The organism is Silvania sp., from assembly GCF_051656365.1.
Lineage (GTDB): Bacteria > Pseudomonadota > Gammaproteobacteria > Enterobacterales > Enterobacteriaceae > Enterobacter > Enterobacter hatchlandensis.
In genome coordinates this window covers 1-14,363 of sequence record NZ_JBOGBT010000001.1, presented here as the reverse complement: position 1 = coordinate 14,363, position 14,363 = coordinate 1, and the positions used below count along the sequence as shown (strand labels likewise).

Below are 14,363 nucleotides of genomic sequence, written 5' to 3'. Positions count from 1 at the left end.
CGGGATCTGGGGCGGGTCGCTGGTCGGCGTGCAATGGAAAGGGATCGATGCCGGGTTCTACTGGTCGGCAATGCAAAGTGCGGTGGACTGGCGCCTGGATCTGATTAATTGCCTGATTAAAAGCGCGGTATTCGCCGTGACTATCACCTGGATTGCGTTATTCAATGGCTATGACGCGATCCCGACTTCAGCTGGCATCAGCCGGGCAACAACGCGTACCGTTGTGCATTCGTCGCTTGCCATACTGGCTCTGGATTTTGTGCTCACCGCACTGATGTTTGGGAATTGAGTTCATGCAAACGAAAAAAACTGAAATTTGGGTAGGCGTATTTGTGTTGCTGGCACTGCTGGCAGCGCTCTTTTTAAGCTTTAAAGTGGCGGATGTCACGACGATCCGCACCGAGCCGACATACCGTATTTATGCCACCTTCGACAACATTGGCGGCCTGAAAAGCCGCTCGCCGGTGCGTATTGGTGGCGTGGTGGTCGGTCGTGTGGCGGACATTACGCTGGATGAGAAAAGCTATCTGCCTCGCGTTGCGCTGGACATTGAAGAGCGCTACAACCATATCCCGGATACCAGCTCCCTTTCTATCCGTACCTCCGGCCTGCTGGGTGAACAATATCTGGCGCTGAACGTCGGTTTTGAAGATCCCGAACTGGGAACGACTATTCTTAAAGATGGCGGTGTAATTCAGGATACGAAGTCAGCCATGGTATTAGAAGATATGATTGGTCAGTTCCTTTACAACAGCAACAGTAAAGGCGGCGATCAGGATCAGGCTGCTCAGACACCCGCGCAAACCGATGCTGTGCCGTCCGCTGGTACGACGAATTCATCTCAGGAGAAGTAATTCATGTTTAAACGACTGTTAATGGTTGCCATGCTGATGATTGCCCCTCTGACTGCGGCAAATGCAGCCGATCAGACCAATCCTTATCAACAGATGACCGAAGCGGCAAAGAAAACCTTTGATCGCCTTAAAAATGAACAACCTAAGATTCGTTCTAATCCCGATTACCTGCGTGATGTGGTTGATCAGGAGCTGCTGCCTTATGTGCAGGTGAAATATGCCGGTGCACTGGTGCTGGGTCGTTACTACAAAGACGCGACCCCGGCGCAGCGTGAAGCCTATTTCACTGCGTTTCGTGAATACCTGAAACAAGCTTATGGTCAGGCGCTGGCGATGTACCACGGTCAGACCTATCAGATAGCCCCTGCACAGCCGCTGGGTGATGCGACTATCGTGCCTATTCGCGTAACCATCATCGATCCGAACGGTCGCCCACCGGTGCGCCTGGACTTCCAGTGGCGTAAGAACAGCCAGAGTGGCAACTGGCAGGCGTACGATATGATTGCTGAAGGGGTGAGCATGATCACCACCAAGCAAAACGAATGGAGCGATCTGCTGCGTACCAAAGGTATCGACGGTCTGACCGCGCAGCTGAACAGTATCTCACGCCAGAAAATCACCCTGGAAGAGAAGAAATAATGCTGCCGCAGCTCAGCTGGGTCCGCGAGGGGGAAACGTTACTACTCTCTGGTGAGCTGGATCAGGATTTTCTGAATCCTCTGTGGGATGCGCGACACGAAGCGATGCAGGGCATCTCCTGCATCGATCTCGGCGGTGTTTTACGCGTTGATACCGCAGGGGTTGCGCTGCTGGTCCATCTGGTGGCGACGGGCAAACAGCAAGGGCGGCAGGTCTCGCTTTCTGGCATTAGCGACAACGTCATGACCCTGGCTCAGCTTTATAATTTGCCAGCAGACGTTTTACCTCGCTAACTTTTTCAGTACGTTACTATAGAAAGCCTCGACAGTTTCTTCGTCGGGGCTTTTTGCTTGTTTAAGACTGCCTCACTTTGCTCTAAGATGTTGGGCTTGTTTTCACTACCAGATGATAAAGAACCCATGGAAAATCATGAAATCCAGACCGTGCTGATGAACGCACTTGCCCTTCAGGAAGTCCACGTCTCCGGCGATGGCAGTCACTTTCAGGTTATTGCTGTGGGTGAGGTATTCGACGGCATGAGCCGCGTGAAGAAACAGCAGGCTGTCTATGCGCCGCTGATGGAATATATCGCGGATAATCGTATCCATGCCCTGTCGATCAAAGCGTTCACCCCAACTGAATGGGCACGCGATCGCAAACTAAACGGTTTTTGAGCTGAGGGTGAAATGCCCGCAGCACGGTTGAATTTATACAGAGAGTAAATCATGGACAAATTTCGTGTTCAGGGGCCGACGCGCCTTCAGGGCGAAGTCACAATTTCCGGCGCTAAGAACGCCGCGCTGCCGATCCTCTTCGCTGCACTGCTTGCGGAAGAGCCGGTAGAGATTCAGAACGTACCGAAGCTGAAAGATATCGACACCACCATGAAGCTGCTCGGCCAGCTCGGTACCAAGGTTGAGCGCAACGGTTCTGTATGGATCGATGCCAGTAACGTCAATAACTTCTCCGCCCCTTACGACCTGGTGAAAACCATGCGTGCCTCCATCTGGGCGCTGGGTCCGCTGGTGGCACGTTTCGGTCAGGGTCAGGTCTCTCTGCCTGGCGGCTGTGCCATTGGCGCGCGTCCGGTCGATCTGCACATCTTTGGCCTCGAAAAACTCGGCGCTGACATTAAGCTGGAAGAGGGCTACGTCAAAGCGTCAGTTAATGGCCGTCTGAAAGGCGCGCACATCGTGATGGACAAAGTCAGTGTCGGTGCTACCGTCACTATCATGTCTGCGGCGACGCTGGCTGAAGGCACCACCGTTATTGAGAACGCTGCGCGCGAGCCGGAAATCGTCGATACGGCGAACTTCCTCAATGCACTGGGTGCGAAGATCACCGGCCAGGGGACCGATCGTATCACCATCGAAGGCGTTGCACGCCTGGGTGGCGGCGTTTATCGCGTCCTGCCTGACCGTATCGAAACCGGCACCTTCCTGGTGGCTGCGGCGATCTCCGGCGGCAAAATTGTCTGCCGTAATGCCCAACCCGATACGCTGGATGCTGTTCTGGCGAAGCTGCGCGATGCGGGTGCGGAAATCGAAACCGGTGAAGACTGGATTAGCCTGGACATGCACGGTAAACGTCCTAAGGCTGTGAATGTACGCACTGCGCCGCATCCGGCATTCCCGACGGATATGCAGGCACAATTCACGCTGCTGAACCTGGTGGCTGAAGGTACTGGTTTTATCACCGAAACCATCTTCGAGAACCGCTTTATGCACGTACCTGAATTGATCCGTATGGGTGCGCACGCGGAAATCGAAAGCAACACCGTGATTTGCCATGGCGTGGAAAAACTGTCCGGTGCGCAGGTGATGGCAACGGATCTGCGTGCTTCTGCGAGCCTTGTATTAGCGGGTTGTATTGCAGAAGGGACAACGATTGTGGATCGTATCTATCACATCGATCGCGGCTATGAGCGTATCGAAGATAAACTGCGCGCCCTGGGTGCAAATATCGAGCGTGTGAAGGGCGAGTAATCGTTCGGGCAGCCCCCTGCCACAGTGGCCGGGGGGTTGCTATTCCGTTGATGAGAACGTCAATCCTGGCGTTCTTTTGCGGGTCTTCTCTGGCGCATCATGCGCGTTCTGTCGATAAATTCGTGGGTTATCGGGTCATGATAGCGCGAAGGCCAGATTGTCCAGGGATCGGTTCCTAGCGCGGTTGCAATAATCAGTTCTCCCTTTGGCCAGGGGCGCGTCAGCGCATTTGCCAGGGTGGAAGAACTGAGGCCATTGCGGCGTGATTCCGCGGCCAGTGACGTTCCCTTTTTACGCAGCGCGGCGATAATATCTGCCGGGTGCCAGTCGGTATATTTCTTCTCCATTCCGTTGTCCCTTTGTTCAGGTGCATTCACGTCATTCGTCTTAAATGACGCTATTACTATACCTTCTTCGAACAAGGGTTCTAAAAAGTTCGCGTTACTGTGAGCCACATTCAGATTTTGCCAGGGCTTTATTCATGCGGTCTGTAAGCGAGTTCATTAACAACCTTATGGAACATATTCGGAGCTTATAAGAACTCTCCGTTGACAAAAAAGAGAGTCCATTTGCTCTCAGCGATCGCGCTGAACAGCAATATGTGCGAGGCCGATAAGGGCATCTCGCCACTGGCTATCAGGGATGACCTGCAGTGCGCCGATGGCTTTATCGGCCTCTTCCTCAGCACGCTGTCGCGTCCATTCCAGGGAACCACAGGCTGCCATTGCTTCCAGTACGGGCTCCAGAAGGTGTCGGCCATTGCCTTGCTCGATGGCTTCACGTATCAGCTTCGCCTGCTCTGGAGTGCCGTTGCGCATCGCATGCAGCAGCGGAAGCGTCGGTTTGCCTTCGTTCAGGTCATCACCCACATTTTTGCCCAGCGTTTCGCCATCGGCGCTGTAATCGAGCAAATCGTCAATCAGCTGGAAGGCGGTACCCAGATAGCGACCATAATCCTGCAGACCACGTTCCTGCTCCTCGCTACAGCCTGCAAGTAACCCAGAGCATTGCGCCGCGGCTTCAAAAAGACGCGCGGTTTTGCTGTAGATCACCCGCATGTAGTTCTCTTCGGTGATGTTCGGATCGTTGACGTTCATCAGTTGCAGGACTTCGCCTTCCGCAATCACGTTCACCGCTTTGGACATCACCTCGAGCACTTTCAGCGATCCCAGGCTGGTCATCATCTGGAAGGCGCGGGTATAGATAAAGTCACCGACCAGCACGCTGGCGGCATTACCGAATGCCGCGTTAGCGGTGGCTTTACCGCGACGCATATCCGATTCATCGACAACGTCATCATGCAACAGTGTTGCGGTATGGATAAATTCGATCAGGGCCGCAATCGTAACGTGCGCATTTCCTTGATAGCCAACCGCGCGTGCGGCCAGCACAGCGATCATCGGACGGATGCGTTTACCTCCGCCGCTGACGATGTAATAACCCAACTGATTGATTAGTTGAACGTCAGAATCGAGCTGTTCCAGAATTGCTGCATTCACACCCGCCATGTCTTGCGCGGTTAACTCATTGATTTTTTCTAAATTCATCGCAAAAGCCGGGCTAGTAATCCTGTTCACCCCCTATTACAAGGGCTAACGAAGGGTTCGGTTTATCAATAGTATCGCTGATTGTACTGAAAAAACGCGTCAGATAAACGTTACCGTACATGTTGTCTTTTTTTTCTTCATCTGTTGATGGTAGCACTTGTCAAAGGCTCGCGTTTTGCGTAATATTCGCGCCCTATTGTGAATATTTATAGCGCACTCTGAATCACACGAGGACGTGCGCGGAAGCGGAGTTTTATATGTACGCGGTTTTCCAAAGTGGTGGTAAACAACACCGAGTAAGCGAAGGTCAGACCGTTCGCCTGGAAAAGCTGGACATCGCAACTGGCGAAGCTGTTGAGTTCGCAGAAGTGCTGATGATCGCAAACGGTGAAGAAGTCAAAATCGGCGTTCCTTTCGTTGATGGCGGCGTTATCAAAGCTGAAGTTGTTGCTCATGGTCGTGGCGAGAAAATTAAGATCGTTAAGTTTCGTCGTCGTAAGCACTACCGTAAGCAGCAGGGCCACCGTCAGTGGTTCACTGATGTGAAAATTACTGGCATCAGCGCCTAAGACCTGAGGAGAGATTTAAATGGCACATAAAAAGGCTGGCGGCTCAACTCGTAACGGTCGCGATTCAGAAGCTAAACGCCTTGGCGTTAAGCGTTTCGGTGGCGAAACCGTTCTGGCGGGTAGCATCATCGTTCGTCAACGTGGCACCAAATTCCACGCTGGTAACAACGTAGGTTGCGGTCGTGACCACACTCTGTTTGCTAAAGCAGACGGTAAAGTGAAATTTGAAGTTAAAGGCCCGAACAACCGTAAATACATCAGCATCGTTGCTGAGTAAGGTTTTCTCGGTCCGGTAACGGATTAAAGCCCCGCAACGTGTTGCGGGGCTTTTTACATTGGAAACCCGGTAATTTTTTCTGTAGGGAAAACGGGCATGAAGCAGCAAGCTGGCATTGGTATTCTTTTGGCACTCATTACTGCGATGTGCTGGGGTGCACTGCCAATTGCAATGAAGCAGGTTCTGGATGTGATGGAGCCGCCGACGGTCGTGTTCTATCGCTTCCTGATGGCCTCTGTTGGGCTAGGGACTATCCTGGCCATCAAGGGTAAGCTTCCCCCCCTGCGGATCTTTCGCAAGCCGCGCTGGCTCGTCATGCTGGCGATTGCGACGGGGGGCTTGTTCGGTAACTTCATTTTATTCAGCTCTTCCCTGCAATATCTCAGTCCTACGGCTTCGCAGGTAATCGGTCAGCTTTCACCGGTTGGCATGATGGTCGCCAGCGTCTTCATCCTCAAAGAGAAGATGCGCGGCACCCAGATTATCGGGGCGATGATGCTGCTCTGCGGTCTGGTGTTGTTCTTCAACACCAGCCTGATTGAGATATTTACCCGGCTGACGGATTACACCTGGGGCGTCATTTTCGGCGTAAGCGCCGCGGCGGTTTGGGTGAGTTACGGCGTCGCGCAAAAGGTGTTATTGCGTCGACTGGCGTCACAGCAGATCCTGTTTTTGCTGTACACTTTATGTACTATTGCATTGTTGCCGCTTGCGAAGCCGGGAGTTATCTCTCTGCTTAGCGACTGGCAGCTTGCGTGTCTGGTCTTCTGTGGGTTGAACACGCTGGTAGGTTACGGCGCACTGGCAGAAGCGATGGCACGCTGGCAGGCAGCACAGGTGAGCGCGTTAATCACGCTGACCCCGCTGTTTACGCTGTTATTTTCAGATTTATTATCAATGGCCTGGCCCGATTTCTTCGTCAAACCGATGTTAAACCTGCTGGCTTATATCGGTGCGTTTGTCGTGGTTGCGGGCGCGATGTATTCCGCCATTGGTCATCGTCTTTGGGGACGTTGGCGCAAAAGTGAAGCGGTTGTAGTTGTCCCCCGCTCAGGCGAATGATTTACGGAGAGTAAAATGAAGTTTGTTGATGAAGCAACGATCCTGGTCGTGGCAGGTGATGGCGGTAATGGTTGCGTAAGCTTCCGCCGTGAGAAATACATTCCGCGAGGCGGCCCTGACGGCGGCGACGGCGGTGATGGTGGTGACGTATGGTTTGAAGCCGACGAAAACCTCAACACCCTGATCGACTACCGTTTCGAAAAGTCCTTCCGTGCTGAACGTGGCCAGAACGGCCAGAGCCGTGACTGTACCGGTAAACGCGGGAAAGACGTAACGGTTAGAGTCCCGGTCGGGACACGCGTTATCGATCAGGGCACTGGCGAAACCATGGGCGATATGACCAAACACGGTCAGCGTCTGATGGTTGCAAAAGGCGGTTGGCACGGCCTGGGCAACAGCCGTTTCAAATCTTCCGTTAACCGTTCCCCTCGTCAAAAGACGATGGGTACCCCGGGCGACAAACGCGATCTGCAGCTTGAACTGATGCTGCTGGCTGATGTCGGGATGCTGGGGATGCCAAATGCCGGTAAATCCACCTTCATCCGCGCGGTGTCTGCCGCCAAGCCGAAAGTGGCTGACTATCCGTTTACAACGCTGGTGCCAAGCCTGGGCGTGGTCCGTATGGACAACGAGAAGAGCTTCGTGGTCGCGGATATCCCGGGTCTGATCGAAGGTGCTGCAGAAGGGGCGGGCTTAGGCATTCGCTTCCTGAAACACCTTGAGCGCTGCCGCGTGCTGCTGCACCTCATCGATATCGATCCTATCGATGGTTCTGATCCGGTAGAAAATGCCCGTATCATCATCGGCGAGCTGGAAAAATACAGCGACAAGCTGGCAAGCAAACCACGCTGGTTGGTCTTCAACAAGATTGACCTGATGGACAAAGCGGAAGCCGAAGCGAAAGCCAAAGCCATCGCTGAAGCGATGGGCTGGGAAGATAAGTATTATCTCATCTCTGCTGCCAGCCAGATGGGCGTGAAAGATCTGTGCTGGGATGTGATGACCTTTATCATTGAGAATCCGGTTACGCAGGCAGAAGAGGCGAAACAGCCTGAGAAAGTCGAATTCATGTGGGATGACTACCACCGTCAGCAGCTTGAAGAACAAGCAGTTGAAGTGGAAGAAGACGACGAAGACTGGGATGATGACTGGGACGAAGACGACGAAGAAGGTGTCGAATTCATCTACAAGCGTTAATACGGTCAATGGCCCCCTGAATCAGGGGGCTTTTTTTTAGCTCAGCGTTGTCGGCAGCCAGCACTGCACCACCAGCCCGCCTTCCGGGCGATTGTTGAGCTGCAGTCTGCCGTGATGGAGCTGGATAATACGCTGCACAATGCTCAACCCCAGGCCGCTACCGCCGTAACGCTGATCGATGCGACGAAACGGCTCGGTAATCGACTGGCGATGAGCTTCATCGATACCTGGGCCCTGATCAAGAACGCTGATTAGCGTGCCTTCATCCTGCGCCTCGAGGCGAATCTCAATGGTGGAGCCTGCTGGACTGTAGCGCACCGCATTTTCATACAGATTCCGCACCATCAGGCGAAGCAGCACGGCATCACCCTGAACCGTCAGCGAGGCAGGGTGCGGCCAGACGAGGGTATGCGTTTTGCTCTCTTGCTCAAGCGCCAGGGGGGCGAGGACCGCATCCGACCAGTTAATCGTCTCGTAGTGACCACTCGCCATCGCCTGACCGGCCCGTGCCAGCATCAGCAACTGCTCTACGGTGTGCATCAGTTGGTCAATGCGGGCGATCAGTGGCTCGGTCTGAGGCGAGCCTGATTGCGCCATCAGCTCCAGGTGCAGGCGAATACCCGCCAGCGGCGTGCGCAGCTCGTGAGCGGCGTCCGCCGTGAATAAGCGCTCCTGCTGGATGGTATGATCCAGACGGGCAAGCAGCTGATTGAGTGACGTGGTGACGGCGCCAATTTCCTCCATATCGGAATACATCGGCAGCGGGGTGAGATTATCGGCAGAGCGGTTTGCCAGGCTGGTGCGAAGCTGTTTGAGCGGGCGAGTAATCCAGCTTACGGCCCAGAACGAGAACAGCAGCGTAAAACCGACCATCACCAGGGAAGGAACCAGCAGGGAGGCGATCGCTTCGCGGATCTCTTTTTCAACGTGCTGATTGCGGGATTTTGCTGACAGGGTCTCGCTGACCAGAAAACCGATCTGTTCCCGGCTTTCATGCCATAGCCAGATCACGCTTATCAGTTGAAAAAAAAGCAGGATCACGGCCAGTAGCACCATCAGACGACGGCGCATGCTGTTCATTTTTGGCTCTCCAGACGATAGCCTACGCCACGTACGGTTTTGATCCGGTCTCTGCCGAGCTTACGTCGCAGATTATGAATATGAACCTCAAGGGTGTTCGAGCCCGGATCGTCCTGCCAGGAGTAAATATCCTGCTGCAACGTTTCGCGGTGGACGGTTTGCCCGGTACGCATGATCAGCCGTGTCAGCAGGGCAAACTCTTTGGGCGTGATTTCAACCGGCAGGGAGTGCTGTAGAACCTGCTGGGTCTGCAGGTTCAGGGTCAGATCGCCATCGCTGAGCAGATTATCGCTATGCCCCTGATAGCGCCGTATCAGCGCGCGGACACGCGCCTGTAGCTCTGCCAGCGCGAAGGGTTTAACCAGATAGTCGTCAGCCCCGGAGTCGAGGCCGTTAATGCGGTCTTCCAGCGCATCGCGCGCCGTCAGGATCAGCACGGGATTGGCCACGCCCCGGCGACGCCACTGGCTCAGCAGCGTTGCGCCGTCTTTATCCGGCAGCCCAAGATCAAGGATAACCAGGCTGTATTCGCCGCTCTGGATCAGCCCGTTGGCTTCGGCGGCTGTGCCTGCACAATCCAGCGTGTATCCCTCAGCAGAGAGCGCCAGCGCCAGCCCTTCCTGGAGCAGTAAATCATCTTCAACAATGAGTAGTTTCATCGCTAGTTGTTCTGATAAATATCCTTGTAAAGCCGGCTCTCGAAGCGCACCAGCGGAATACGGCGATTGCGTTGGTCTGCAGGTTCAACCGCGTAGCCAGAAAGATACTGTACAAATGCCATTCGCTGCCCGCTGGCGGTAGTAATAAACCCGGCAAGGTTATAGACCCCCTGCAGTGAACCCGTTTTGGCGGAGACTTTGCCATCGACGCCCGCCGCATGCAGGCCCGCGCGGTACTGCAAGGAGCCGTCGTGGCCGGCGAGCGGCAGCATCGAAATAAAGTTTAGCTCAGTATCGTGTTGGGCAATGTACTGCAGGACCTGCATCATGGTGGCTGGTGAGATCAGGTTATGTCGCGACAGGCCTGAGCCATCCACTGCAATCGTATTGCCCAGATCAATGTTGGCCTGCTGACGCAGGATTTGCCGGACGGCATCCGAACCGGCGCGCCAGGTGCCAGGTACACCGAAGCGGGCGTGGCCAATCATGCGAAACACAGTATCGGCGATCATGTTATCGGATTTTTTCAGCATGATCTTCAGCAGATCGTGCAGCGGCGCCGACTGCTTGCTGGCGAGCACGGTGCCGGGTTCATTGGTTTGCGTCTGGCGCAACAGCGTGCCGGAGTAAGTGATACCCGCCTGCTTGAGCTCGTCTTTCAGAATAGCCCCAGCGTAGCTCGCACCGTCCTGAATGGCGAACGCCAGCGGCAGCGGATCGGCGCGCTGCGTCAGGCAGCCGGTCACGGTAAAGCGGTTAAGATCGCCTGGCACGACATCCAGTTCGCAGTACTGCGCTTCTGGAGAGCCTTTCGCCAGGGTACGCACCTGGCTGAACATGTTGACCGGGTAGTAAGACGCCACGCGAATAAAGGCCAGATCATCAGGCTTGGGGGCGCTGTAAAGCGAAATAGAGAAGCAGTTACGATCGACGATTGCCGCCGCTGGCGGTGCGCTAAAGCACTGAGTCATGTCATTCCACGGCCAACCCGGCGCTTTATCGTGACTGGCGAAGATGGACGTGTCGATCAGCACGTTCCCTTCAATGCGCTGGACGCCTGACTTCTTTAGCACGGCAACCATGTTGCGCAGATCCTGACGTTTAAACGTCGGATCGCCGCCAAAACGGGCGATAAGATCGCCTTTCAGCGTGCCACTGTCGACACTGGCTTTACTCTCCAGCGTTGTGGTGAAGCGAAAATCAGGGCCAAGTTGCAGCAGGGCGGCCAGCCCGGTGATCACCTTTTGGGTACTGGCAGGCAGCGCCATCTGCTGACTGTGATAGTCAATATCAGGTGCCTGGGCGCCCACTTTTTGCACCATCAGAGCAAGATTGGCGCCATCGGGCAGCTGATTAATATACTCGTCCACGTTCGCTGCCTGAGCAGTGAACGCAATACTGGTGGTCAATCCGATGATAAATCTGGAAAATCGCATAATCTCGCGCTAACAACCCGGAAGCAAACCGTCATACTACGGCCCAACGCCCTGTAAAGTAAACGATGACCCATACTGAACTTCGCGGTAAAATACGTATCAAATTGAAAAATTGCTGCTGACCTGGAACTTTGCTTCCGGGTCAGTTTTCTTTTGCCTCTGACTTATGCCAGGCTGTGATGCCTGCGGAGGCAGTAGTCGGGGCGGTTAGCCACCGCACCCAACAGGAATGTTTAAGAGGTATAACAAATGCAAGCTATTCCGATGACCTTACGTGGTGCCGAAAAACTGCGCGAAGAGCTGGATTTTCTGAAGTCTGTTCGCCGCCCTGAGATCATTACCGCCATCGCCGATGCGCGTGAGCACGGCGATCTGAAAGAAAATGCGGAATATCACGCTGCGCGTGAGCAACAGGGTTTCTGTGAAGGGCGTATCAAAGATATCGAAGCGAAGCTGTCGAATGCACAGGTGATCGATATCTCAAAAATGCCGAACAACGGACGGGTTATTTTTGGCTGCACAGTCACTGTGATCAACCTGGACAACGATGAAGAGCTTTCTTACCGCATCGTGGGTGATGATGAGGCCGACTTTAAGCAGAATCTGATCTCAGTAAACTCGCCAATTGCACGTGGACTGGTGGGTAAAGAGCAGGATGATGTGGTGACAATTCGTACCCCAGGCGGGGAAGTGGAGTTCGAAATTATCAAGGTTGATTACCTGTAATTCGCATCTCCGGTAAGTTGTTGATACATTGTAAAGATAGGAAAAAGGCCGCATCGCGGCCTTTTATCAACTCAAGGAGCATGGCATTTTGCTCACCTGCGAAAGAAAAACCCCTCATTAAACACACCACAATGTGCTTAATTCAGGATAATCTTAGCGAGGCAGCGAAATTTTGCGCTCTTTAGTTGGGCGATAGAGCACCAGCGTTTTACCGATGACCTGTACATTACAGGCGCCGGTTTCGCGCACGATAGCTTCCACGATCAACGTCTTAGTCTCTCTGTCTTCAGAGGCGATTTTGATTTTGATTAACTCGTGGTGCTCCAGCGCTAGTTCAATCTCGGCCAGTACCCCTTCGGTCAAACCATTGTTGCCAAGCATAACTACAGGCTTGAGCGGATGTGCCAGACCTTTAAGGTGCTGTTTTTGTTTAGTACTCAGATTCATCGTATATTTTTGCTTACGTTGGGATTGAAAACGGTTCATTCTACCGCCATCTCCCTTATATCGCCAAATTGCTATGTGGAAATTTACACCGCTGGCTACGATGAACCCGGACGGAAAGTAAAATGACAGGTAAAAAGCGTTCTGCAAGCTCGAGCCGCTGGCTCCAGGAACACTTTAGCGATAAATATGTTCTACAGGCACAGAAAAAGGGGTTACGTTCCCGTGCCTGGTTTAAACTTGATGAAATACAGCAAAGTGACAAACTCTTTAAACCGGGGATGACGGTCGTTGACCTCGGTGCTGCGCCCGGTGGATGGTCACAATATGCGGTAACGCAAATCGGCGGAACGGGCCGAATTATCGCATGCGATCTTTTACCTATGGATCCCATCGTTGGTGTGGACTTCCTTCAGGGCGATTTTCGTGATGAATTAGTGCTGAAAGCGTTACTTGAACGTGTGGGTGACAGTAAAGTACAGGTTGTCATGTCCGATATGGCGCCAAATATGTGTGGAACACCGGCGGTGGATATCCCTCGCTCCATGTATCTGGTAGAACTGGCGTTAGAAATGAGTCGTGATGTATTAGCGCCAGGTGGTAGTTTTTTAGTGAAGGTGTTCCAGGGCGAAGGTTTTGAGGAGTATCTAAAGGAAATTCGCTCCCTGTTTGCGAAGGTCAAAGTTCGTAAGCCGGACTCTTCACGTGCGCGTTCACGTGAAGTGTATATTGTAGCGACCGGGCGAAAATAATAGCCGGTTGGTTTCAGGCGAAAGTTTGAAAAAAACTGGTTATAAAATATCCCGCCGCTGTTTTTAACACAGTTGTAATAAGAGGTTAATCCCTTGAGTGACATGGCGAAAAACCTAATTCTCTGGCTGGTCATTGCCGTTGTGCTGATGTCAGTATTCCAGAGCTTTGGGCCCAGCGAGTCTAATGGCCGCAAGGTGGACTACTCTACCTTCCTGCAAGAGGTCAATCAGGATCAGGTTCGCGAAGCGCGTATCAACGGACGTGAGATCAACGTTACCAAGAAAGATAGTAACCGTTACACGACTTACATTCCGGTGAACGACCCTAAGCTGCTTGATAATCTTCTGACTAAAAACGTCAAGGTGGTCGGTGAGCCGCCGGAAGAGCCAAGCCTGCTGGCTTCGATCTTCATATCCTGGTTCCCGATGCTGTTGTTGATCGGTGTCTGGATCTTCTTTATGCGTCAGATGCAGGGCGGTGGTGGCAAAGGTGCCATGTCGTTCGGCAAGAGCAAGGCGCGAATGCTAACGGAAGACCAGATCAAAACCACTTTTGCTGACGTAGCAGGTTGTGACGAAGCGAAAGACGAAGTGGCTGAACTGGTGGAATACCTGCGTGAGCCGAGCCGTTTCCAGAAACTGGGCGGTAAGATACCGAAAGGCGTTCTGATGGTGGGGCCTCCGGGTACCGGTAAAACCTTGCTGGCGAAAGCCATCGCGGGTGAAGCGAAGGTACCGTTCTTTACGATTTCGGGTTCTGACTTCGTGGAAATGTTCGTGGGTGTCGGTGCATCTCGTGTGCGTGACATGTTCGAACAGGCCAAGAAGGCAGCACCGTGCATCATCTTTATCGATGAAATCGACGCCGTAGGCCGCCAGCGTGGCGCGGGCCTGGGTGGTGGTCACGATGAACGTGAGCAGACCCTGAACCAGATGCTGGTTGAGATGGACGGCTTCGAAGGTAACGAAGGTATCATCGTTATCGCGGCAACTAACCGTCCGGACGTACTTGACCCAGCGCTGCTGCGTCCAGGCCGTTTTGACCGTCAGGTTGTTGTTGGTCTGCCAGACGTTCGTGGTCGCGAGCAGATCCTGAAAGTGCATATGCGTCGCGTACCGCTGTCTCCGGACATCGA

Annotated in this window: 19 protein-coding genes; 13 read left to right on the top strand and 6 right to left on the bottom strand. The window is 53.5% G+C overall.

The window, feature by feature from the left end; translation table 11 throughout:
* The 6 genes from ACRDD5_RS00095 to murA all read left to right on the top strand — a co-directional run.
* On the top strand, positions 1–289 hold a 289-nt coding region (locus tag ACRDD5_RS00095; RefSeq protein ID WP_438675537.1), incomplete at its 5' end, for an ABC transporter permease.
* Between the two features lie 4 nt (positions 290–293).
* Positions 294–854: an outer membrane lipid asymmetry maintenance protein MlaD gene (gene mlaD / locus ACRDD5_RS00090; RefSeq protein ID WP_438675536.1), complete on the top strand. Its 561-nt coding sequence runs from the start codon at positions 294–296 to the stop codon at positions 852–854.
* 3 nt (positions 855–857) lie between these two features.
* Positions 858–1,493, top strand: a complete 636-nt coding sequence (gene mlaC / locus ACRDD5_RS00085) for a phospholipid-binding protein MlaC (protein ID WP_271284362.1) — start codon at positions 858–860, stop codon at positions 1,491–1,493.
* Positions 1,493–1,786: a lipid asymmetry maintenance protein MlaB gene (gene mlaB / locus ACRDD5_RS00080; protein WP_271284363.1), complete on the top strand. Its 294-nt coding sequence runs from the start codon at positions 1,493–1,495 to the stop codon at positions 1,784–1,786. Before mlaC ends, mlaB begins: the two co-directional genes overlap by 1 nt.
* A gap of 126 nt (positions 1,787–1,912) precedes the next feature.
* Entirely contained in the window at positions 1,913–2,167 is a 255-nt protein-coding gene (gene ibaG / locus ACRDD5_RS00075; protein WP_271284364.1) for a BolA family iron metabolism protein IbaG, read from the top strand.
* 51 nt (positions 2,168–2,218) lie between these two features.
* Complete coding sequence (gene murA / locus ACRDD5_RS00070; protein ID WP_438675535.1) at positions 2,219–3,478, top strand: UDP-N-acetylglucosamine 1-carboxyvinyltransferase; 1,260 nt, start codon at positions 2,219–2,221, stop codon at positions 3,476–3,478.
* A 59-nt stretch (positions 3,479–3,537) separates the two neighbouring features.
* Here murA and sfsB read toward each other — a convergent pair whose 3' ends face one another.
* The gene (sfsB, locus tag ACRDD5_RS00065) at positions 3,538–3,825 is read right to left on the bottom strand and encodes a DNA-binding transcriptional regulator SfsB (RefSeq protein WP_438675534.1); all 288 of its coding nucleotides are present in this window, start codon (positions 3,823–3,825) and stop codon (positions 3,538–3,540) included.
* A 228-nt stretch (positions 3,826–4,053) separates the two neighbouring features.
* Positions 4,054–5,025 (bottom strand): octaprenyl diphosphate synthase, encoded by a 972-nt coding sequence (ispB, locus tag ACRDD5_RS00060; RefSeq protein WP_271284367.1) that lies wholly within the window; start codon positions 5,023–5,025, stop codon positions 4,054–4,056.
* A 257-nt stretch (positions 5,026–5,282) separates the two neighbouring features.
* Between ispB and rplU the strand changes: the two genes are divergently transcribed.
* The 4 genes from rplU (at position 5,283) to cgtA (ending at position 8,130) form a co-directional block, all read left to right on the top strand.
* Complete coding sequence (gene rplU, locus ACRDD5_RS00055; protein WP_106994824.1) at positions 5,283–5,594, top strand: 50S ribosomal protein L21; 312 nt, start codon at positions 5,283–5,285, stop codon at positions 5,592–5,594.
* Between the two features lie 19 nt (positions 5,595–5,613).
* A complete protein-coding gene (gene rpmA / locus ACRDD5_RS00050; protein WP_007673187.1) occupies positions 5,614–5,871 on the top strand; it encodes a 50S ribosomal protein L27 in 258 nt (85 codons plus the stop codon).
* Between the two features lie 96 nt (positions 5,872–5,967).
* Positions 5,968–6,933, top strand: coding sequence for a DMT family transporter (locus tag ACRDD5_RS00045; protein ID WP_271284368.1), 966 nt, complete (start codon positions 5,968–5,970; stop codon positions 6,931–6,933).
* Between the two features lie 15 nt (positions 6,934–6,948).
* Positions 6,949–8,130, top strand: coding sequence for an Obg family GTPase CgtA (gene cgtA / locus ACRDD5_RS00040; protein ID WP_271284369.1), 1,182 nt, complete (start codon positions 6,949–6,951; stop codon positions 8,128–8,130).
* Positions 8,131–8,166: 36 nt separating this feature from the next.
* On the opposite strand, the gene pmrB is transcribed toward cgtA, so the two are convergent.
* The 3 genes from pmrB to dacB are packed head-to-tail and all read right to left on the bottom strand — an operon-like array spanning position 8,167 to position 11,305.
* On the bottom strand, positions 8,167–9,210 hold the full coding sequence (gene pmrB / locus ACRDD5_RS00035; protein ID WP_438675533.1) for a two-component system sensor histidine kinase PmrB: 1,044 nt from the start codon (positions 9,208–9,210) through the stop codon (positions 8,167–8,169).
* On the bottom strand, positions 9,207–9,869 hold the full coding sequence (pmrA, locus tag ACRDD5_RS00030; RefSeq protein WP_271284371.1) for a two-component system response regulator PmrA: 663 nt from the start codon (positions 9,867–9,869) through the stop codon (positions 9,207–9,209). The genes pmrB and pmrA overlap by 4 nt, the downstream gene beginning before the upstream one ends.
* Before the next feature lie 2 nt (positions 9,870–9,871).
* Entirely contained in the window at positions 9,872–11,305 is a 1,434-nt protein-coding gene (gene dacB / locus ACRDD5_RS00025) for a serine-type D-Ala-D-Ala carboxypeptidase (RefSeq protein WP_271284372.1), read from the bottom strand.
* Positions 11,306–11,554: 249 nt separating this feature from the next.
* Here dacB and greA point away from each other — a divergent pair, with 249 nt between their 5' ends.
* A complete protein-coding gene (gene greA / locus ACRDD5_RS00020) occupies positions 11,555–12,031 on the top strand; it encodes a transcription elongation factor GreA (RefSeq protein WP_271284373.1) in 477 nt (158 codons plus the stop codon).
* A gap of 153 nt (positions 12,032–12,184) precedes the next feature.
* Here the strand turns inward: greA and yhbY are convergent, their stop codons facing one another.
* Positions 12,185–12,478, bottom strand: a complete 294-nt coding sequence (gene yhbY, locus ACRDD5_RS00015; protein ID WP_271268395.1) for a ribosome assembly RNA-binding protein YhbY — start codon at positions 12,476–12,478, stop codon at positions 12,185–12,187.
* Positions 12,479–12,600: 122 nt separating this feature from the next.
* On the opposite strand from yhbY, the gene rlmE reads away from it, so the two are divergent.
* On the top strand, positions 12,601–13,227 hold the full coding sequence (rlmE, locus tag ACRDD5_RS00010) for a 23S rRNA (uridine(2552)-2'-O)-methyltransferase RlmE (RefSeq protein ID WP_106994817.1): 627 nt from the start codon (positions 12,601–12,603) through the stop codon (positions 13,225–13,227).
* A gap of 102 nt (positions 13,228–13,329) precedes the next feature.
* Positions 13,330–14,363 (top strand): ATP-dependent metallopeptidase FtsH/Yme1/Tma family protein (locus ACRDD5_RS00005; RefSeq protein ID WP_438675532.1); only part of this gene is annotated, 1,034 nt, incomplete at its 3' end.

Bases quoted from the DNA above. Each gene is read 5' to 3' on its own strand.
- mlaD (WP_438675536.1), top strand. From the start codon at position 294: ATGCAAACGAAAAAAACTGAAATTTGGGTAGGCGTATTTGTGTTGCTG.
- mlaC (WP_271284362.1), top strand. From the start codon at position 858: ATGTTTAAACGACTGTTAATGGTTGCCATGCTGATGATTGCCCCTCTG.
- mlaB (WP_271284363.1), top strand. From the start codon at position 1,493: ATGCTGCCGCAGCTCAGCTGGGTCCGCGAGGGGGAAACGTTACTACTC.
- ibaG (WP_271284364.1), top strand. From the start codon at position 1,913: ATGGAAAATCATGAAATCCAGACCGTGCTGATGAACGCACTTGCCCTT.
- murA (WP_438675535.1), top strand. From the start codon at position 2,219: ATGGACAAATTTCGTGTTCAGGGGCCGACGCGCCTTCAGGGCGAAGTC.
- sfsB (WP_438675534.1), bottom strand. From the start codon at position 3,825: ATGGAGAAGAAATATACCGACTGGCACCCGGCAGATATTATCGCCGCG.
- ispB (WP_271284367.1), bottom strand. From the start codon at position 5,025: ATGAATTTAGAAAAAATCAATGAGTTAACCGCGCAAGACATGGCGGGT.
- rplU (WP_106994824.1), top strand. From the start codon at position 5,283: ATGTACGCGGTTTTCCAAAGTGGTGGTAAACAACACCGAGTAAGCGAA.
- rpmA (WP_007673187.1), top strand. From the start codon at position 5,614: ATGGCACATAAAAAGGCTGGCGGCTCAACTCGTAACGGTCGCGATTCA.
- ACRDD5_RS00045 (WP_271284368.1), top strand. From the start codon at position 5,968: ATGAAGCAGCAAGCTGGCATTGGTATTCTTTTGGCACTCATTACTGCG.
- cgtA (WP_271284369.1), top strand. From the start codon at position 6,949: ATGAAGTTTGTTGATGAAGCAACGATCCTGGTCGTGGCAGGTGATGGC.
- pmrB (WP_438675533.1), bottom strand. From the start codon at position 9,210: ATGAACAGCATGCGCCGTCGTCTGATGGTGCTACTGGCCGTGATCCTG.
- pmrA (WP_271284371.1), bottom strand. From the start codon at position 9,869: ATGAAACTACTCATTGTTGAAGATGATTTACTGCTCCAGGAAGGGCTG.
- dacB (WP_271284372.1), bottom strand. From the start codon at position 11,305: ATGCGATTTTCCAGATTTATCATCGGATTGACCACCAGTATTGCGTTC.
- greA (WP_271284373.1), top strand. From the start codon at position 11,555: ATGCAAGCTATTCCGATGACCTTACGTGGTGCCGAAAAACTGCGCGAA.
- yhbY (WP_271268395.1), bottom strand. From the start codon at position 12,478: ATGAATCTGAGTACTAAACAAAAACAGCACCTTAAAGGTCTGGCACAT.
- rlmE (WP_106994817.1), top strand. From the start codon at position 12,601: ATGACAGGTAAAAAGCGTTCTGCAAGCTCGAGCCGCTGGCTCCAGGAA.